19 protein-coding genes and 1 tRNA gene are annotated in these 19,434 nt (G+C 68.7%); 15 read left to right on the plus strand and 5 right to left on the minus strand.

Annotated elements, in window-relative coordinates:
• The first annotated feature begins 82 nt into the window (after positions 1-82).
• From DV707_RS09945 to DV707_RS09955, 3 genes are all read left to right on the plus strand, one after another.
• Positions 83-2,146, plus strand: coding sequence for a glycoside hydrolase family 15 protein (locus tag DV707_RS09945; RefSeq protein WP_103991848.1), 2,064 nt, complete (start codon positions 83-85; stop codon positions 2,144-2,146).
• Positions 2,147-2,229: 83 nt separating this feature from the next.
• A complete protein-coding gene (locus tag DV707_RS09950) occupies positions 2,230-2,469 on the plus strand; it encodes a glutathione S-transferase N-terminal domain-containing protein (RefSeq protein ID WP_103991847.1) in 240 nt (79 codons plus the stop codon).
• The gene (locus tag DV707_RS09955) at positions 2,466-3,179 is read left to right on the plus strand and encodes a DUF63 family protein (RefSeq protein ID WP_103991846.1); all 714 of its coding nucleotides are present in this window, start codon (positions 2,466-2,468) and stop codon (positions 3,177-3,179) included. The genes DV707_RS09950 and DV707_RS09955 overlap by 4 nt, the downstream gene beginning before the upstream one ends.
• Before the next feature lie 119 nt (positions 3,180-3,298).
• Here the strand turns inward: DV707_RS09955 and DV707_RS09960 are convergent, their stop codons facing one another.
• Positions 3,299-4,384, minus strand: coding sequence for a two-component system sensor histidine kinase NtrB (locus DV707_RS09960; RefSeq protein ID WP_103991845.1), 1,086 nt, complete (start codon positions 4,382-4,384; stop codon positions 3,299-3,301).
• Between the two features lie 327 nt (positions 4,385-4,711).
• Here DV707_RS09960 and DV707_RS09965 point away from each other — a divergent pair, with 327 nt between their 5' ends.
• The 10 genes from DV707_RS09965 to DV707_RS10010 all read left to right on the plus strand — a co-directional run bounded on the left by DV707_RS09965 (position 4,712) and on the right by DV707_RS10010 (position 15,228).
• A complete protein-coding gene (locus tag DV707_RS09965) occupies positions 4,712-6,700 on the plus strand; it encodes a thiamine pyrophosphate-binding protein (RefSeq protein ID WP_103991844.1) in 1,989 nt (662 codons plus the stop codon).
• Between the two features lie 274 nt (positions 6,701-6,974).
• Positions 6,975-8,624, plus strand: coding sequence for a glutamate synthase-related protein (locus DV707_RS09970; RefSeq protein WP_103991842.1), 1,650 nt, complete (start codon positions 6,975-6,977; stop codon positions 8,622-8,624).
• Between the two features lie 94 nt (positions 8,625-8,718).
• Positions 8,719-8,991 carry a hypothetical protein gene (locus DV707_RS09975; RefSeq protein ID WP_103991841.1) on the plus strand — a complete coding sequence of 91 codons (273 nt, stop codon included), beginning with the start codon at positions 8,719-8,721 and terminating at the stop codon, positions 8,989-8,991.
• Positions 8,992-9,140: 149 nt separating this feature from the next.
• Complete coding sequence (locus DV707_RS09980) at positions 9,141-9,569, plus strand: hypothetical protein (RefSeq protein WP_103991840.1); 429 nt, start codon at positions 9,141-9,143, stop codon at positions 9,567-9,569.
• Positions 9,570-9,593: 24 nt separating this feature from the next.
• On the plus strand, positions 9,594-10,589 hold the full coding sequence (locus tag DV707_RS09985) for a DUF3179 domain-containing protein (RefSeq protein WP_103991839.1): 996 nt from the start codon (positions 9,594-9,596) through the stop codon (positions 10,587-10,589).
• Positions 10,590-10,713: 124 nt separating this feature from the next.
• A complete protein-coding gene (locus tag DV707_RS09990) occupies positions 10,714-11,208 on the plus strand; it encodes a hypothetical protein (RefSeq protein ID WP_103991838.1) in 495 nt (164 codons plus the stop codon).
• Between the two features lie 111 nt (positions 11,209-11,319).
• Positions 11,320-12,339, plus strand: a complete 1,020-nt coding sequence (locus DV707_RS09995) for an NAD(P)/FAD-dependent oxidoreductase (RefSeq protein WP_103991837.1) — start codon at positions 11,320-11,322, stop codon at positions 12,337-12,339.
• Positions 12,340-12,450: 111 nt separating this feature from the next.
• The gene (locus tag DV707_RS10000) at positions 12,451-13,887 is read left to right on the plus strand and encodes a dihydrolipoyl dehydrogenase (RefSeq protein WP_103991836.1); all 1,437 of its coding nucleotides are present in this window, start codon (positions 12,451-12,453) and stop codon (positions 13,885-13,887) included.
• 88 nt (positions 13,888-13,975) lie between these two features.
• Positions 13,976-14,332: a DsrE family protein gene (locus tag DV707_RS10005; RefSeq protein ID WP_103991835.1), complete on the plus strand. Its 357-nt coding sequence runs from the start codon at positions 13,976-13,978 to the stop codon at positions 14,330-14,332.
• Between the two features lie 110 nt (positions 14,333-14,442).
• Entirely contained in the window at positions 14,443-15,228 is a 786-nt protein-coding gene (locus DV707_RS10010; protein WP_103991834.1) for a sulfite exporter TauE/SafE family protein, read from the plus strand.
• 96 nt (positions 15,229-15,324) lie between these two features.
• On the opposite strand, the gene DV707_RS10015 is transcribed toward DV707_RS10010, so the two are convergent.
• Positions 15,325-15,648 carry an ASCH domain-containing protein gene (locus DV707_RS10015; RefSeq protein WP_103991833.1) on the minus strand — a complete coding sequence of 108 codons (324 nt, stop codon included), beginning with the start codon at positions 15,646-15,648 and terminating at the stop codon, positions 15,325-15,327.
• 310 nt (positions 15,649-15,958) lie between these two features.
• Between DV707_RS10015 and DV707_RS10020 the strand changes: the two genes are divergently transcribed.
• A complete protein-coding gene (locus DV707_RS10020) occupies positions 15,959-16,852 on the plus strand; it encodes an alpha/beta fold hydrolase (protein ID WP_103991832.1) in 894 nt (297 codons plus the stop codon).
• A 414-nt stretch (positions 16,853-17,266) separates the two neighbouring features.
• Positions 17,267-17,983 (plus strand): helix-turn-helix domain-containing protein, encoded by a 717-nt coding sequence (locus DV707_RS10025; RefSeq protein ID WP_103991831.1) that lies wholly within the window; start codon positions 17,267-17,269, stop codon positions 17,981-17,983.
• Positions 17,984-18,206: 223 nt separating this feature from the next.
• On the opposite strand, the gene DV707_RS10030 is transcribed toward DV707_RS10025, so the two are convergent.
• The 3 genes from DV707_RS10030 to DV707_RS10040 form a co-directional block, all read right to left on the minus strand.
• Positions 18,207-18,281, minus strand: a tRNA-Glu gene (locus tag DV707_RS10030).
• Between the two features lie 102 nt (positions 18,282-18,383).
• Entirely contained in the window at positions 18,384-19,136 is a 753-nt protein-coding gene (gene psmA / locus DV707_RS10035; protein ID WP_103991830.1) for an archaeal proteasome endopeptidase complex subunit alpha, read from the minus strand.
• Positions 19,137-19,218: 82 nt separating this feature from the next.
• Positions 19,219-19,404, minus strand: coding sequence for an HVO_2922 family protein (locus DV707_RS10040; protein WP_103991829.1), 186 nt, complete (start codon positions 19,402-19,404; stop codon positions 19,219-19,221).
• Positions 19,405-19,434: the final 30 nt, after the last annotated feature.

Below are 19,434 nucleotides of genomic sequence, written 5' to 3' on the forward strand. Positions count from 1 at the left end.
CCGCCCCCGGAGATCGCACTTGATTGCGACACGTTCGCACAGTCGCGCTATTTTCATTGTTCGGCTGAGAGTACGGGCACCGATGACCGAACCCCCGACTGACTTCGCCGTTCCCAGCGACAAAGACGCGATCACGAGCACGCCGGCGGGGCAGAGCCAGCACGTCCTCGTGACGGCGAACCGGTACGCGGACAACCCCCGCTACCCGTATCAGGGCGCACTGATCGAGGAGACCTCGGCGTTCCGGTCCGACGTCGAACTGTTCTACGACCTCCACTCGATGGTCTGGGACGCCGAACTGGCGGAGACTCACGACGTTCGCAACGACGCGATCGAGAGCGACCTCGAATGGGCGTCCGCGACCGTCCCCGAACTGCGCCTCCGCAACGAGTTCGAGTTCGGCGACGGGTCGACGGGGAGCATCGAACAGGGGCTCGTCGCGAGCTCGAACCAGTGTTCGCTGCTCGTGCGCAACCGCGCTCGGTTCGACGCCGCGCACGAGCGGACGCTCTTCACCGTGTTCAACCTCGGCATCAAGGGCCACAGTCACGAGGACCCCAACGCGGTACAGGCCGCCCACGTCGTCCACGCCGACGACTGCGACGTCCTGACGGCGACCGACGGCAACCGCCACGTCGCGTTCGCGCAGGCGCACGACGGATCGAGACGCTTCGACGGGCACCGGATCGGACACAGCGGCCGGCGGTCCGGTCCCGAGCGGAGCGCCTGGGCGGACGTCTACGAGGAGAACGACGGCTGGATCGAGGAGACCGAGAGCGGCAGCGGCGACCTCGACGCCGGGTTCGGCCTGTTCGTCGGCGACGAGGAGTCCGCCGAGTGGCTGACGGCGGTCGGCTTCGCGACCGAAAGCGAAGAGAAGGCGATCGCACACGCCCGCGACGCGCTGGATGCGGGGTACGAGTCCGAACGCGAGGCGTTCGCTCGCGCGTGGCGGGAGTGGCACGACGGGGTGGGCGAGAGACCGACCGGCGATTCGGTCGTCGGGGACCTCTACGAGCGTTCGCTGACCAGCCTGAAGTGCGCCGAAGATCACTGTCAGGCGATGATCGCCGGCGCGTTCAAGCCTGCGAACATGACGTACAAGTTCATCTGGCCCCGCGATCAGGTCGTCGTGATCCAGGCGCTGGCCGCCGCCGGGGCGTTCGACGAGGCCCGACAGGCCCTGGAGTGGCTCGACCGCGTCCAGATCACCGCCGGAGACGAGGAGACGTCCGACGACCGCGGGATCGACCGCCGCGGGACGTGGTGGCAGAACTACTACACGACAGGCGAACCGCACTGGCGGGCGCTCCAGTTGGACCAGGTCGGGGGGCCGATCTACGCCCACTGGCTGCTCTGGCGGGAGACGGGCGACGACGACGTGCTCGAAGAACACTACGAGATGAGCGAGCGGGCGGCGACGTTCCTCCTGGAGTGGGACAACGGCTACGGGTTCCCGCGGAAGCACCAGGATCCCTGGGAGGAGGTGTGGGGCCACTCGACGGAGGGGAGCGCCTCGGCGATCGCCGGACTCCGCTGTATGGCCGAGATGGCCGAGCGGACCGGCGACGAGGGGTTCGCGACCGAGTGCCGCGAGCGCGCCGCAACCTGGGCGGACAACCTCGACACGTACTGCTTCCGCGAGGACACGCCCTACGGCGATCACTACGTCACCGCGGCCGACCCCGAGTACGGCGAACCCGCTCCGGACCAGCGACCGGACGCCGCGGCGTTCATGGCGTACTGGCCGTGGAACGTCCTCGACGCCGACGACGAGGGCCTCGTCTCGACCGTCGAACTCGCGGACGACCCGGTCTGGCGGGCGGACGGCACCCCCTGCGTCGGTCGGTACCCCGGAGACACGTACACGCCGAGCGGGACCGCCGAGGACGGCGGGTGGCCGCTCTGTGAGGCGTACGCCGACGTCGTCCGGTGGCAGTCCGGGGTCGACCCGGACGCCGTGGCCGACTACGTCACCGAGCACGCCGTGGAGTGGACCACCTCCGCGGGGCTGCTCCCCGAGCGCGTCGACGGCGACGGCACCGTGAGCTGGAACGCGAACCTCCAGTGGAGTCAGGCGACGTACGTCCTGCTCGTCGAGAGCCACCTGCGCGGGGAGCCGTACGGACTCGCCCCGGGAGAGTGACCGTCGGTGCGTAGCGGCGGGCGGCGGTTACCGCGGCGTTAGCGGGAGTTCAATACGACGGAGGTACTTCACACGACCAGAGAATGCTCGAACTATACAGGCTTCGGGGGTGTCCGTACTGCGAGAAAGTCGAACGGAAACTCGACGAGCTCGGACTCGATTACGAGCGACACGACGTGCCCTCGTTCCGGTTCCTCCGATCGGAGGTGAAGGAAGTGAGCGGGCAGTCTGGGGTGCCGGTCCTCGTCGACACGGAGAACGGCGTCGACGGGATGGCAGAGAGCGACGACATCGTGGCGTATCTCGAACGCACCTACGGGTGATCCGAGCCGCGGTCCGGCGGTCGCTGCGATCCTGGGAGACCGGAATGACGCCCGCGATGGTCGCCTCGACGTTCCCCTGGTTCGGCGTCGTCGGGGCGGCGTACGCGACCCGGCAGGCGGTCGCCCTACCGAGGCTTCTCGACCTGCTGTTTCGGCCGCCGGCGGCGTATCTCACGGTCGGTTCCGTCGTGGTGCTTCTGTGGGTCGCCGTCGACCGGGTTCGACCGGGAGCACAGGCCCCCGTCACGATCGCCGGCGGGCTCGCGCTCGACCTGTTCTCTCGCGGCAGCGAGGTCCTGCTGTGGAACGGCGTCGCGGTCGCATTCGCGCTCGGAGCGACCGCAGTCGTGTGGGGGGTCTACCGGTGGAGAGAGTCGGACGCCGTCTGGGTGGGACTCGGGAGCGGCGTCCTCTTCGCACACGTGCTCGACGCGGCCACGACCGGCGTCGGACTGGCGGCGCTCGGGACCGTCGAACGGAATCCGATCGCCGCGTCGATCATCGCGATCGGTGACACGGCGGCGCTCGCCCACTCGGGGATCGCCGCGTTCCTCGGCGTGAAAATCGCCGTGGCCCTCGCGACGGTGTCGATGCTCGCTGGATCGGCCGAGTCCGGGCGCGAAGAGGCCGCGCTACTCGTCGTCGCCGGCGGCGTCGGGTTGGCTCCCGCCGTTCACAACCTCGTCCTGTTTTCGCTCACCGTGTCGTGACCGCCGGCGTCGTCGCCCCCGACGGCTCTCTGACCGGATCGGAAACCGGTCGACGCCGATCGATCGTGCGCACACTGTCGGACAGAAGTCCGTGGCTACGGTGGCTCTCTCCGGCGGTGTCAGGTTGTTTCCGACGCCACCGTCAGGCCCGTGAACTCGAATCGCGTCCCGCCGGCGTCGCTGTCGGTGACGGTGAGGTCCCACCCGTGGCCGTCGGCGATCCGTTCGACGATCGCCAGTCCGAACCCGGTACCGCGCTCCTCGGAGGTATATCCCCACTCGAACAGCCGCTCGGTCCGCTCGGGCTCGATACCCGGGCCGTCATCGGCGACGTAGAACCCGACCGCGTCCGGCGATTCGATGGGTCCGACAGTGAGATTCACACCGGACTCGCAGTGCTGGACCGCGTTCCGAAAGAGGTTCTCGAGCAACTCCTGCAGGCGGGACGGGTCCGCCGCGAAGGTGAGATCCGTCTCACAGCGAAGCGTCGCCTCCCCCGCCGAGACGGACCGCCACGCGCGACGGCTCACGTCCTCCAGCGCGACCGACTCCTGTGCCCCGACGGCGTCGCCCTCGCGCACCAACGCCAGCAGTTCGTCGACGAGTTCGTCCATCCGATCGACGGCGTCCTGCGCCGCCTCGAAGTGCTTCGGATCGCCCGTCTCGCGGGCGAGATCCAGGTGGCCGTCGACCACCGAGAGCGGGTTCCGGAGGTCGTGTGAGAGCACCTGTGCGAACCGTTCGAGCCTGTCGACCTTCTCTTCGAGTTGCCGCCGGTGTTCCACCCGCTCGGAGATGTCTCTGAGGATGGCGACCATCCGCGTCGGCGGTCCCGCGGTCCCGTCTTCGAGCACCGCGCCCGAGATCTCGGTGGGGACCCGCTCGCCGTCTCTGGTGAGACACGAGAGGTCGTCCGTCCACCCGGACCCGGACTCTCTGACCTCCGAGATGAACCGTTCTCGAACGCGGTCGATGTCGTCCGGGTGGATGTCCTCGGGGTGCATCCCGAGGAGCGCCTCCTCGGCGTACCCCAGCAACTCACACGACGCGGGATTGACGTCCACGATCTCCTCGGCGTCGAAATCGACGATCATAATCGCGTCGTTGCTGTGTCGGAAGATCTTCCGGTATCGCTCCTCGACAGCGGTCTCCGACCGGTCGGCGGGGGCTGGCGTCGATTCGGATCGATCGGTGTCTCGTGGCATTTTGTGTTCCGTTTCCGTCGGTCATCGAGGATCCGGAATGAGCGTATTCGGCGGTGGGTTAGATATACTTTTTTCGCCCGGGGAGGCAGAGACGGGGACGGAATCGGCTTCGGCGGTCTGGGGGGGAGTGACGCCGGTTGCCGATTCCATCCGATAGTTGTCCTCGACTCGTATAATCTCGCGGCAACCGCGGGGTAACGGAGTGAAGGGAGCGTAACCGCGGCGACCGGTACGGAGGGTGTCGTCAAAACGGGCGGTTAACAGTGCTCACGGGATAACCCGGCGGTTACCGCACAGTTAGGTGAACGGTCACGAATCGTGTGAAGGATGGACGCAGACACACCGACTGGCGGACCCGACACGGACGTACGGTGGTACAAGGCGCTCTCACACGACGAACTCCCGGAGGGACGGGTCAAAGCGGTCAGCTGTGGCGGCGAGACCGTCGCGGTGACTCGCTACGACGGCGAGTACGCCGCGCTCGAAAACGACTGCCCGCATCAGGGCGGTCCGCTGGGAGAGGGATCGATCGAGGCCGGGTGTCTCCGCTGTCCCTGGCACGGCTGGGACTTCGACCCGCTTACGGGGGAGACGCCCGGCCCGCACGACGACCGGGTCGGGACGTACCCGGTCGAGGAGCGGGAGGACGGCATCTACGTCGGGTTCCCCGAAGAGGGGCCCCACGAACGTACGGTCTCGGACGTGATCGCCGAGACGCTCGTCAACTGGGGTGTCCGGCAGGTCTGGGGCATCGTCGGGCACTCGAACCTCGGCCTCGCCGACGCGCTGCGTCGAGAGGCCGACCGGGGGAACCTCTCGTACTACGGCGTCCGTCACGAGGGCGCCGGCGCGTTCGCCGCGTCGGCCTACGGGAAGCTCACCGGTCGCCCCGCCGCCTGTTTCTCCATCGCCGGCCCCGGCGCGACGAACATGCTCACGGGGCTGTGGGACGCGAACGTCGACCGGTCGCCGGCGATCGCGCTCACCGGCCAGGTGGACTCGCAGGTGCTCGGCACCGGGAACTTCCAGGAAATCGACCTCGAAGCCGCCTACGGCGACGTGGCCGAATTCGAGGCGACCGTCCTGCCGGACAGCCGACACGCCGAACTCGCGACGCGGGCGGCGAAGACGGCGATCCTCGAACGGGGCGTCTCCCACCTGATCTTCCCCGACGAGATCCAGACCAAACCGGCAGTTGACGTCGAGGCCGGCGATCCGGAAGGTCGGATCGCCGACCGAGACATCACTCCCCCCGAAGACGCCCTCTCTGACGCGGTCGAACTGCTGGAGACCGCCGAGCGGCCGGTCGTCGTCGTCGGCCACGGGGCCCGATTCGAGATGGACGGGATCGTCGAACTCGCCGAGCGGTTCGACTGTCCGGTACTGACGACGTTCAAGGCGAAGGGGCAGATCCCCGACTCGCACCCGCTGGCCGCCGGCGTCCTCGGGCGGAGCGGGACGCCGATCGCGAGCCACTTTATGAACGAGTCGGACCTCCTGGCGGTCTTCGGGGCGAGCTTCTCGAATCACACCGGCATCGCCGAGTACAAGCCGATCATCCACGTCGACTACGACGCGATGGCGCTCGGGAAGTTCCACGGCGTCGACGTCCCCGTGTGGGGGGAGATCGGCGTCACCGTCGAGGAACTCCGGGAGCGTCTCGGCGACGACGTGGACGCGGAGAGCCAGCGCGAGGAACTCGCCGATCGCTGGGAGATCTGGCGTGAGGAGAAGGCGACGCGCCGCGCGGGAACGCCCGAGCGGGGCGTCAACTACGCGACGGCCTTCGACGCGATGAGTCGGATCGTTCCCGACGACGCCATCGTCCCCGTCGACGTGGGGAACAACACCTACGCGTTCGGTCGGTACTTCGAACCGGCGGGGCAGTCGGTGTTGATGTCCGGTTACCTGGGCTCGATCGGGTTCGCGTTCCCGGCGGCGCTCGGCGCGTGGGCGGCCACGCGGGAACCCGAGTCGCGCTTTTCCGGCCGTCCGGTGGTCTCCGTCTCCAGCGACGGCGGATTCGGGCAGTATCTGAGCGAGTTCACGACCGCCGTGAAGTACGGGATGGACCTCACGCACGTCCTGCTCAACGACGACGAACTCGGCAAGATCAGCAAGGAACAGCGCACGGGCGGGTGGGACGTCTGGCAGACCGACCTCGTCAACCCGGACTTCGCGGCGTTCGCGGAGAACTGCGGCGGACACGGCGTCCGCGTCGAGGGCGAAGACAGCCTCGACGACGCGCTCGAGGAAGCGATCGACTACGACGGCCCGGCGCTCGTCGAGATCCTCACCGACTCGGACCCGGTGTGACGACGCCTCAGCGACGGCGTTGCAGACGGGTTACACGGTCGCCGCGGCGTTTTGTCCGCCCGGTGCACCTCGTCTCGCGTGACCGGAACACGGACACGTTCGACCCGGGGCGCGGTCCGCCGTACCCGTCCGCGCTGCGGCGTCTGCGGTCCGGTGCGGCCGGGCGCACGAAAGTTATGACACGCGATCACGCCGATATCGACCAGGACCGACCGCGGGCGAACCGACGATCAGTCGACGACCGACGCGGGAGCGTCGCCGTTCGGAGGGGGCGATGAACCGGCCGGACGCGGGCGACCCTCGGCGCGTCGCGACGTGGAGCGACCTGACCGACCGGGAACCGGCACACGCGCGGGTCGAGGGCGTCGACCTCGTCGTCGTCCGGTACGACGGCGAGGTCTCGGTCCTCTACGGGCGGTGTCTCCACCGCGGCGTGCTGCTCGGAGACGGCCGCGTCGACGGGCACAACCTCATCTGCGGCGTCCACGGCTGGGACTACCGGGTCGACACGGGCATCAGCGAGTACGACAACTCGGAGGTGCTGGAGAAGTTCACCGCGTGGGTCGACGAGGGCGAGGACGCCGTGTTCGTCGACGCCGCCGAGGTCGCCGAGTGGGCGGAGGCCAACCCGCAACCGTACGACGAGCCCGAGGCGGCCGACAGCGCGGCGAACCCCGAATTCTACGGCGACCTCGACGAAGACGCGGAGCCCCACACCCACTACATCCAGAAACTCGCCCAGCGGGGCGCGGAGGGAATCGGCGAGCACGGGAGCGTCTCGGCGATGGGCGTCCCGCGGTCCGAACTGCCCAGTTGGGACGACCTGCAGATCCTGACGGCCCAGCTCGCCCGCACCCCGCTCGACGACGAGGCGCCCGTCGACACGGAACTGGTGATCGGCCCGAGCGCCGAGAACCCGCTGGCTCTCGACATCCCGATCTTCGTCAGCGACATGAGCTTCGGCGCGCTCAGCGAGGAGGCCAAGATCGCAATCTCGGAGGGCGCCGAACGGGCGGGGACCGGCGTCTGCTCCGGCGAGGGCGGGATGCTCCCCGAGGAACAGGCGGCCAACTCGCGGTACTTCTACGAGTACGCGACCGGGGAGTTCGGCTGGGACATCGACCTCGTCGAGCGCGTGCAGGCGTTCCACTTCAAGGCCGGACAGGGCGCGAAGACCGGGACCGGCGGCCACCTCCCCGGCGAGAAGGTGCAGGGGCGGATCGCGGAGGTCCGCGGTCTCGAACCCGGGACGGACGCGGTGAGTCCCTCGCGGTTCGACGACCTCAGAACGCCCGAAGACTTCGCCGCGATGGCCGACCGCGTCCGCGAGGTCGGCGGCGGGATTCCGATCGGGTTCAAGCTCTCCGCCCAGCACGTCGAGGACGACATCGACTTCGCGCTCGAGGCCGGCGCGGACTACGTCATCCTGGACGGCCGGGGCGGCGGGACCGGTGCGGCGCCGGACGTGTTCAAGAACAACATCTCCGTGCCGACGATGGCGGCGCTGGCTCGCGCCCGGCGGCACCTCGACGCGCGCGGTCGCTCCGACGTGACGCTCATCGCGACGGGCGGCCTCCGGACGGAGTCGGACTTCATCAAGGCGATGGCCCTCGGCGCCGACGGCGTCGCGGTCGCCAACTCCGCGATGCAGGCGATCGGCTGTCTCGGGATGCGTGCCTGCGACTCGAACAACTGCCCCGTCGGGATCGCGACGCAGCGGGAGGACCTCCGGAGCCGGGTCGTGATCGATTCCGCCGCCGAGGGCCTGCAGAACTTCTTCGAGGCCACCGTCTCGCTGATGAAGGTGATGGCCAGAGCCTGCGGACACGACAGCCTCTCGGGGTTCGAGCGCCGCGATCTGACGACCTGGAAGGAAGAGATCGCCGACCTGACCGGCGTCGAGTACGCGGGGGTCGGCCGATGAGACCGCTGCAGATGGTAAATAAAACTACCGCTCGCGTGTACGGCCGGAGGCGGCGCGCGATAGCACCATACTCGTTCGACGCGTTCTCTGCCCTATGGAGACGAGCACGACAGCACCGGACCCGACGCCGGAACGGACCGACGTCATCCCCGAATCCTACGCCGTGCACGTGGGCGCAGACCGCATCGACGTCTGGCAGTACCGGATCACCATCTCCGAACCGGACGGGGCGTGGCACTTCGTCGAGACCCTGGATCGGGGCAACGACCCGAAACTCTCGATGGACCAGGCGTCGCCGATGCCGCCGACCGCGTCGGGGTACTGGATATACAGCCGAACGTACGACTGCGAACTGGACTGCGAGTAGCGGGAGCGACCGCTGTCGGACTGTGGGTAGCGGGAGCGACCGATCCCAGGCGAGCGTCGAGTGCGTCTCGGCGACGGGCGAGTCGGGGACCGCGCTCGGATCCGCGGCGTTGGGATGGGTCTTTAGGCCCGGGGAGCGTGCGTAGCGGTATGATATCGAACACCAGACTCTACGGCGCGGCGATCGCCTTCGCCTCGGGCCTGTACTCGCTGTGGAGCGCGTCGATGGCGACGCGGATGACGACGAGCGGGTGGCTGATGGGCCTCCTCGGCGTCGTCGTGCTCGTCCACGGCGCGGTCCTGCTCACCGGCTACGCGGACAGGCTCGGCGACGCCAGCGGTCCGCTGATGATCGCCTACTCGCTCGTGATGCTCCTCAATCAGGCCCTCCTCGGGACCGGGATGATGAACGGCGGCGCGATGGACGGAAGCCCGATGGGGATGAACGGCGGGATGGGCGGAAGCCCGATGACCGCCGGGATGGGGTGGGACGTCGGGATGGTCACCCTCGCCGCGCTGATGCTCGCGAGCGGCGTGATAATGACCCGGGGCGGGGGTTCCGATGCCGACGGAATGTGACCCGCAGCGACCGGAGACCGCGGTATGAACGTCGACGCCGTCCTCCCGAGGGACGCGATTCCGAGCGTCGACGACCCGTCGTTCGGTCGGGACTACGTCGGCGACCCCGATGACGAGGTCGTCGTCGTCGACGGGGCGGCCGTCGGCGGAACGGCCGGTGTGGACAGCGGAGACGGCGGGTCTGAGGAAGCGCCGCCTCCGGCGCGGGCGTACCCGATCCGGATCCTCAGCTACCACGAGATCGTCAACGACGCCGTCGGCGGACGACCGATCGCCGTGACCTGGTGTCCGATCTGCTGGAGTGCGGCGGTCTACGACCGGACCGTCGGCGGCCGGATGCTGACGTTCGGGACGTCGGGGAAGCTCGCCGACGACGCGCTGGTGATGTACGACCGGGCGACGGGCACGGAGTGGCGGCAGACGACCGGCAGGGCGATCTCCGGCGAACTGGAGGGAGAACGGTTGCGAACGCTCGCGGCGCCGGTCACGACCTGGAAGCGCTTCGCGGCGGAGCACCCCGACGGCGTGGTCCTCCAGCCGGTCCGCGGAGGCGAGTCGGGATCCGGCCGGTCCGCCCGGGACGCCTACGATATGAGGCCGTACGAGCGCTACGCCCGGAGCGGCGAGTTCGGCCTCTACGGGATGCGCGGCGAGGGGCGAAGGCGCACCTGGGACCGGGAGGACGTCGACGCGAAGGCGGTCGTTCTCGGTATCGAACGCGGCGACGAGGCGGCGGGCTACCCGGTCGACCACGTCGAGGCCGCCGGGGGCGTCGTCACCGACACGGTGGGCGGTCTCGACGTGGTGGTGTTCGCCGCGGACGGTCGCACCGGGGTCTTCGAGGATCCGGGGTTCGCGTTCGAGACCCGCGAGGGGACGGTCCGCGGCGACGGGGCGACGTGGGACCCGACAACGGGGCGGAGTTCCGACGGGCGGCGGCTGGACCGGGTCCCCGCGCGGCGGCTGTTCGCGTTCGCCTGGCAGGACGCACACGGCCCGGATTCGTTCGTCGGAACCTGAGCCTGCCGTCTGGACGGGACCACCGGGCGAGTGCCGTCCGCCGGTCATAGGTCCGTCTCGACTGTGTGCGCGCGCTACAACAGCCGCGTACGTTCAAATACCGGAACGGAGACCACACGACGTAATGGGCGCGACAGACGGCGCGACACCGGCGGTGGCATCGGGCTCGGATTCGACGAGGTGGCTGTCCTACGGCGGCGCGGTGTGCACCGCGCTCGTCGCGGGCGTCCACCTGTTCCATCCCGACCACGGGATCCTCGGGCTGGCGAGCGCGCTGACCGCGAACCCGGCCGCCCTCGCGTTCGATCCCCGTCCCGTGGCGTTCGTGCTCTCGGCGACGGGGCTGTTCGTCGGGCTCTCGTTGAGCCGGAACGCGCCGAACCGCCGACCCTACTACGCCGCCGGCGTCCTGCTCGCCGCGACGTACTTCCTCGGATACTTCGCCTGGCACTTCACCGGCCACGGCGGGTTCCTGCCCGGCCGCGAGCCCCTGCTGCACGGCCTCTCACCCGTCGAGAACGTCGTGGACCACGTCACCGGTGACGCCTGGGCCGCGGCCTCGAAACTCGCAGAGGCGGGAATGATCCTGACGTTGGGGCTGCTGTACCGGCGGGGATAGCCGAGGGCGAGGCCCGGCTTCCGTCACCCGTCGCTACGCGTTCGGACCGGGTGTGGAAGACGGTTGCCGAGCCGGGGTACGTTTTTCAAGACCGGCGCGGTCTGCTGTCGTATGTCTGAGGACCTCCCTACCGAGGAGTACGAAGTCGTCGTCGTCGGCGGTGGGCCGGCCGGACAGACCGCGGCGCTCTACAGCACCCGTCTCGGCCACCAGACGGCGCTGGTCGACCGCGGCGGCGGACGCGCCGCGATGATGCAGGAGGTGCACAACCTCATCGGCGTTCGAGAGGAGACGAGCGGGAACGAGTTCTTAGGCGTCGGCAAAGAGCAACTGGAAGAGTACGGCTGTGACCTCCACCGGGACATGCTCACCTCCTGTCACCGGACCGAGGACGGCTCGGTCGAGCTGTGCGGAAACAGCGCGAACTACCGGGCGGCGTACGTCGTGCTCGCGACCGGCTTCAACGACGTCCGGCCCGATCCGCCGCTCCCGCGGACCGGCCGCGGGCTCCACTACTGCCTCCACTGCGACGCGCACATGTTCGTCGACGAGTCGGTGTACGTGATGGGCCACTCCGAGAGCGCGGCCCACGTCGCCGCGATTATGCTGAACTTCACCGACGAGGTCGACCTCCTCACCCGCGGGGAGAACCCCGAGTGGAGCGACGAGACGGATCAGATGTTGGAGGACCACCCCATCGACGTGGTTCACGAGGACGTCGCCGGCGTTCAGAACGGCGGGGACGGCTGGTTGAAGGCCCTGGAGTTCGACGACGGATCGATCCGCGAGTACAAGGGCGGGTTCGCGATGTACGGCGCGGAGTACAACAACGGCCTCGCCCGGGAACTCGGCTGCGACCTCAACGACGACGGCACCGTCGCCGTCGACGACCACGGACAGACCTCCGTCGGGGAGGTGTACGCGGTCGGCGACCTGACGCCCGGACACAACCAGGTCCCCATCGCGCTGGCGGACGGAGCGAAGGCCGGCATCTCGATCCACTTCGGGCTCCGGGACTTCCCCCGGGACCCAGACGCCGTCGAGGCGGCGGGGCCGGTCCGCTCCGAGGAGGTCCCGGGAATCCCCGACGACCTGATCGAACAGGCGGTCGACTTCCACACCTACGACTGATGCACGGTCGGCCGTGAACTCGCGCCCCCGACGCACGGCGGTTCGATCACCGAACCGGATTACCGCCGGGTAGCTTCCCCATTCATTACCCGGCGCACCGAGTGTATCGGTATGCGAGAGTTCGACTTCCTGGTCATCGGTTCCGGTTCCGGACTCGACGTGGCGAACGTCGCGGCCAACCGGGGACAGTCCGTCGCCGTCGTCGAGAAGGGGCCGCTCGGCGGGACGTGTCTCAACCGGGGATGCATCCCCTCGAAGCACCTGTTGTACCACGCGGACGTCCTCGAGACGATCGAGCGCGCCGACGAGTTCCACATCGACGCGACCGTCGACGGCGTCGACTTCGCCGACATCGTCCGCGAGGTGAACGAGGAGGTCGAGGCCGACTCCGAGTCCATCCGCAGCGGCCTGCGCTCGTCGTCGCGCCACGAACTGTTCGAGGGGGAGGGTCGGTTCGTCGACGACCGGACCGTCGAGGTGTCGGGCGGGGAGGACGACGGGGCGCGCCTCCGCGCGGACACCGTCCTGATCGCCGCCGGGACCCGTCCGTCGGTGCCGCCGATCGACGGCATCGACGACGTGGACTACCTGACGAGCACCGAGGCGCTGCAACTGGAGACGCCGCCGGAGCACCTGGTGATCGTCGGCGGCGGGTACATCGCGGCCGAACTCGGGCACTTCTTCGGGGCGTTCGGGAGCGAGGTGACGATCGTCGGCCGGCGTCCGAACCTCCTTCCCGAGGCCGACGAGGAGGTCGCCGAGGCGTTCACCGACCGCTACGCCGAGCGGTTCACCGTGCACACGGGCCACGCCGCCACCGCCGTCCGGGCGGAGGGCGAGTCGGTGACCGTGGAGGCGCGGCCGTACGAGTACGGCGGCGAGGGCGGCATCGTCGACGGCGCCGATTCCGTGACGGTGACCGGCGACGAACTGCTCGTCGCCGCGGGGCGGGTGCCCAACACCGACGCGCTGAACCTCGACGCGACCGGCGTCGAGACGGACGCGGCGGGGTTCGTCGAGACCGACGAGTACCTGGAGACGACCGCCGACGACGTGTGGGCCCTCGGCGACATCGTCGGCGAGTACCTGCTGAAACACAGCGCCAACCACGAGGCGCGGGCCGTCGCGCGGAACGTCTTCGGCGACGAGCCGGAACCGGTCGATTACAGCGCGATGCCGTTCGCCGTCTTCGCCTCGCCGGAGGTCGCGGGCGTCGGCGCCTCGGAGAGCGACCTCCGCGCCGCCGAGCGCGAGTACGCGACGAACACCTACCGCTACGGGGACACCGCCCGCGGCGACGCGATGAAGGCCGAGGGGTTCGTGAAGGTGCTGATCGACCTTGAAGGGGAGATCCTGGGCTGTCACATCGTCGGGCCGGAGGCGTCGTCGCTGATCCAGGAGGTCGTCGTCGCGATGAAGTCCGGATCGGGGACCGTTCGGGACGTCCGCGAGGCCGTTCACATCCACCCGGCGCTGCCGGAAGTCGTCCAGCGGGCCTTCTCCGGGCAGTTCACTCGCGGTGGCGGCGGACACCAACACCACCACTGATCGCGCTCCCGGCCAGTGACACGCGTGTAACTCCGTTACCGGATCGTTCGCGTGAGCTTTTGATGCTCCCGAGAGTACCGGAGAGTGGATGACGAAAGCAGCCATCGTAATTCTGGCAGGAACGGACGGACACGCGAACGTCGGCCGAGTCGTGAACGGACTCGAAACGGCCAAGGAGTTCGCCGAGACAGACGGCGACGAGGTCGAACTCATCTTCGACGGCGCGGGGACCCAGTGGATCCCGGAACTCGAAGACGAGGACAGCGACTACCACGAACTCTACCAGGCCGTCCGCGAGAACGCCTCGGCCTGCGACTTCTGTTCGGGCGCGTTCGGCGTCGCCGACGCCGTCGCCGACGCCGGCGTCGTGACGCTCGACGACCACGAGGGGCACCCGAGCATCCGCTCGCTGGTCGACGACGACTACGAGATCATCACGTTCTAACCCGGTCCGGACGTCCCGACGCGAGCGGAACCGCTATTCTCGACCACCCCCTACGGACGGGCAGCCCCGTTCGGCGACCCGAACGGGCGAACGGAGGACGCCGACGAAAGATGACGCCGACACTCACGTTGACGCTAGTCGCGGCGGTGACGCTCGTCGTTGTCGTCGCCGGCGCCACGAACGGCCTCGCCGGGTTCGGGTTCGCCGTCGTCGGGACGATGGCGCTCGCGACCGTGATCGACCCGGCGACGGCCGTCGTGTTCATGATCGTCCCGATCCTCGCGGTGAACGTCTCACTGGTGCGCGACCTCTCGTCCGAGGAGCTACGCACCTGCAGCCGACGCTTCTGGCCGCTGATCGCCGCCGCGCTGGTGGGCACCGTGGTCGGGATGGCCGCCCTCGACAGCGTGCCCGAGGCGCCGCTCAGAGTCGGTCTCGGGCTCCTCTCGCTCGGGTTCGTGCTCACCGCGCAGCGGCGGTTCCCGCTCCCACCGTGGCTGGCCGTCGGCGACAGCGACGCCGGACGGACGCCGCTTTCGATGGCCGGCGTCGGCGCCGTTTCGGGCCTCCTGTTCGGCGGCACCAACGTCGGCGTGCAGCTGATCGCGTACCTCCGGAGCTTCGATCTCTCCCACGGGCTGTTCGTCGGCGTCGTCGCGTTGGTGTTCCTGGGTCTGAACGGGATCCGGGTGATTCTCGCGGCTGCCCTCGGCCTCTATCCGAGTGCGACCGTGGCCGGGGCCTCGGTCGTCGCGGTCGTGCCTGCCGTCGCCGGCGTCGCCATCGGCAAGCGCCTCCGCTCCGCGGTCGGCGAGCGGCCTCGACGGGTCCTGGTCCTCGGCCTCCTGACTCTCGTGGGCGTCCGACTGGTGACCGGCGGACTCGGCATCGCGTGACTCGTCCGGCCCCGATCGCCGTGATTCGAGACGTTCACGCGACCGACCGTCGACGGCGTCCGTCGGAGCAACCTAGTAGCGTTTGCGAGCCTTCGATCACTCCCGGCGCTCGAACCGGTAGGTCAGGACCTCGTCGCTGTCGTCCCACTCGAAGCTACCGGGATGGACCCGCTTCATCCGTTCTTTGTACGCCGCCAGCGACTCCGATCCCTCCCGCTGTGCGTCGGCGTCGGTGAACTCACCGAGCGTTCGGCGTTCGACGCTCGTCACCACGAACGTCTCGCCATCGATCTCGAAGGTGTCTCCCTCGCTGGCGTAGCGGTTGCTCGCGCCGCGGGTCAACTGCGTGATGTCCCCGTCGCGGACCGACTGCTGTACGCGGTCGTTGGGCAGAAGCTCTCTGGCGTCGATTTCCGACATAGCGTCGCGTAGGATCGCCGCCGCCAAAACCCCATCGCGTACGTCCGCCGACCGTTCGCGTAGCGCCTTCGGTCTTCGAGCGTCGCGGGAGACCGACAATCCGACACCCCCGGTATCGACGTTCGGTCGGCAGCGCGGGTAGAAGGGCGATTTTCGCCGCGGTCTTGCCGTGGCTCGTCCGTCGGATCGAAGCGGACGGGCCGGGCCGGTACCGTCGCTCGGCCGCGGACGGTCGAACGCCGGCTCGTATAAATACTGCCGGACCGATCCGGCACCACTGTCACACGAGCGGCGCCACTCGTTCGAAGTGATGGCGACGCAGAAATCACGGTCGTCGCGACCGGGGACGACCCGCGGCGACGAAGCGGTCCGGACCGTTCGGTCGGCGACCGCCGGCGAACTCGCCTACACCGAATACGGCCCGGCGAGCGGGACGCCCGTGGTCTGGTTTCACGGCACACCGGGGTCCCGCCGTCTCGGGAGCCTGTTCGAGGCCGCCGCGACGGACTGCGGCGTTCGCTTGCTCGCATTCGATCGCCCGGGATACGGTCGGTCCCCGCCCTGGCCGAGTCGGACCGTCCGGGACGGAGCGCAGTGCGCCGCAGCCGTCCTCGACGATGCGGACGTCGACAGCGCCGGGGCGGTCGCGTTCTCGGGCGGTGCCCCGTACGCGCTCGCGGCGGCCGCGACGCGGTCGGACAGGATCGACCGCGTCGACCTCGTCAGCGGCGCGGTGCCTCCCGAGATGACCGAGGAACCGCCCGCGATACAGCGGCTCCTCCGCGGGATGGCGGCGGCGACGCCGCGCCTACTCCGCGGGCTCTTCCGCGGCCAGGCGTGGCTCGCGCGGCACCGGGAGCCGTCGTTCGTCGTCTCCCAGTATACGGCGGGCGACGCGACGGAGGGGATCCCGGAGCGTGCGGCCGAGGTCGTGCGGGCGGACTTCGTCGAGGCGCTCTCTCGGTCCCGCCGCGGCGTGGTGACCGAGTTCCGGCACGCTGGGGGCGACTGGAACGTCCCGTTCGACGAGATCGACGCAGACGTGTGCCTCTGGCACGGCGCGCTGGACACGAACGTGCCGATCGCTGGCGCTCGGCGCCTCGAGTCGGCCCTCCCGACCGCCACGTTACGCGTCCTCGACGACGCCGATCACCTCCGAACGCTGTTGGAGAGCGTCCCAGAGATCCTGGCGGGCTACGACTGACGCTCTCGAAGGCACGGGAAAGCCGAACCGGAACGGGGTGCGTGCTCACACGCTCGGTCGCACGACGGCGTGTGATCGAGTGGGTGAAGACTTGCAAACGCTACGATGGATGCGGGTATGCTCTCTTTCGTGTCGGCTTCCCGACGGGGCGAAGGAGGTACTGTTCAGATAACGAGAGAAGTGGAATCGGCGGTGAGACGTACTCGAAAGCCCCCGCCGTCTCGACTCCCGGGACTCGCTGCGGTCCTCAGACTCCGTCCTGCGGTCCTTACGTCGTCCAGGTTCGTCGAGACGGCGGCCCCTTTCAATCCCACCCAGCGGTGGTGTTCCGGCAGCAATCGCTTATTTGAACACTGCCGGCGAAGGACACCCGGGAATTGAAATGCCGACTGTACGAAGCCCGCGTGACGGCGGATGAAACGCGTCCAGTTCACGGCGACCTATCCCGCGGAGTTCGTTCACCCGCTTCACCGCGGGGTCATCGAACGCGAATCCATCAGCCGAGCCGAGTTGTTGACGTGGAGTCCAACGGCGGAGGCGACGGCGTTGCTCTGGTTCGACGGCCCTCCGAACGCCGCGGCAGCGGCCCTCCGAGCTATCGACTCGCTTCTCGTCTACGACCTCGTCGAGGGTCCCGACGGGACGTACGCGTTCCTCCGGCAGGACGAGTTCGAGCTTGCGGCGGAGTTGCTGGAGCTGATCGCGGACGCGGAGGTCGTCTTCGTGCCCCCCGTGGTCTTTCTCGATACCGGAGCGGTCCGGTTCGAGGCCGTCGGCGAGGCCACGGCGCTCAGTGCGTTCTACGAGCTGCTCTCGGACCTCGGTGAGACGACGATCGATCGGGTTCACGCGTTCGAACGGACGCGGTCGGCGTCACGGCTCACCGACCGACAGCGGGCCGCGTTGGACGCAGCCGTGGAGGTGGGGTACTACGACGTGCCCCGGGACGGCGCCATCGCCGACGTCGCAGCGACGCTCGACTGTTCGACGAGCACGGCCGGCGAGTTGGTTCGGAAGGCCGAGGCCGCGGTGATCCGCGACTACACCGAGACGGGTGACCACCGCCGCGGCGGGCGACGGTGTTTCCGTCATCGGTCCCTCGGACCTCGAAGCTACAAACAGGCGAGGTGAGTGCCTCGGGGCTTCGAGACACTTCTCACGGGAGCGGTTCTCGACGACTGTGGACTCGACGTGCGGATTTCCGACGGCGATTGTCTGCCGTCTGTGCCGGCGTTCGTCCGCCGACCGAAAGGCGGCGGTACGTTCGATTGCCCCGTCGCGTTTGCTTGCCCTCGGATGGGAGTAAACGGGCGTCGGAATTACAGAAAACCACCGGACAGCGAAGGGGTAAGAGTGCTCCGTCAGGGATTCGAACCCTGGTCCTTGCCGTGAGAGGGCAAGATGATTGGCCGGACTACACCAACGGAGCCATCTTGCACTCCCTGCTATCGCCGGGATGTGTAAAACGGTTCCGTTTTGCCCCCGCCGTGCGGTGGTGTCCCGAACCCAGAACGGCGCGAATGCGGGTCAGCTACGCGTCGTCCTCGGTATCGTCGGCGTCGGCAGCCGACCCGTATTCGTCGATCACGTCGGCGATTTCGTCGTCGGAAACGACCCGATAGCCGTCCGTCGTGACCGTGGCAACGGTCACGCTCTCGGCGTCGAGGTCGTCGTTGGACTCCAGCAGTGACCGAACCGCGATTTCGACGCCGTCGTCGATCGAGAGGTCCTCGGACCAGTTGGATTCGAGGAACTCCTGGATGTCGTCACGACCCGAGCCGATCGCGACCGCCCGCCACTCCTGTGGCGCGCCCGAGGGGTCGGTCTGGTAGAGACGGGGCTCCGATCCCGAATCGTCCATCCCGGCGATCAGCAGTGCGGCCCCGAACGGCCGGGTCCCGCCGTACTGCGTCGTCTCCTGGATCTCGTCGGAGAGGGTCTTGGTGAGCGTTTCGACGCCGAGCGGTTCGCCGTAGCGCAGGCGGTTCCGCTGGGCGGCCGTCCGCGCCCCGTCGATCAGTCGGCGGGCGTCCGCGACGTGGCCGGCCGACGCCGCTCCGAGGAAGTCGTCGAGTTTGTGCAGCTTCTCGATGCTCTCGCCCTCCATCAGCGGTGAACTGGTCCGCCGCTGTGCGGCGAGCACGACGCCCTCTGCAGTCCGGATACCGAGACTCGGGGCTCCGCGCTTGACCGCTTCGCGAGCGTACTCGACCTGGTAGATGCGCCCGTCCGGGGAGAAGAGCGAGGTCCCCCGATCGTACGCCTGCTGGTCGTTTCGGTTCATCTACCCTCACTCCGACCCGTGGACGGATAAAGCCACCACCGGCACACGTTTTTACCGGAACCCCAGTCAGCGTCGCCGGTGTTCAGGAGTCGACGTCGACGACGTCGGCCCCGGGCGCGTTCTCCTTGACGCTCTCGACGCCCTGTTTGGCCTTCTGTTTCGTCGCGTATCCCTCGCCGCTGTCGGCGATGATGTTGCCGTTTGCGTGGACGAGTCGCCAGCGGTACTTCCCGGAGCGGTCCTCGTACACCTCGAACGTGGCGCTCATACGGCTTGGAATTCGGCGGCGCGACGCAAA

The organism is Halobellus limi, from assembly GCF_004799685.1.
Classification (GTDB): Archaea; Halobacteriota; Halobacteria; order Halobacteriales; family Haloferacaceae; genus Haloquadratum; species Haloquadratum limi.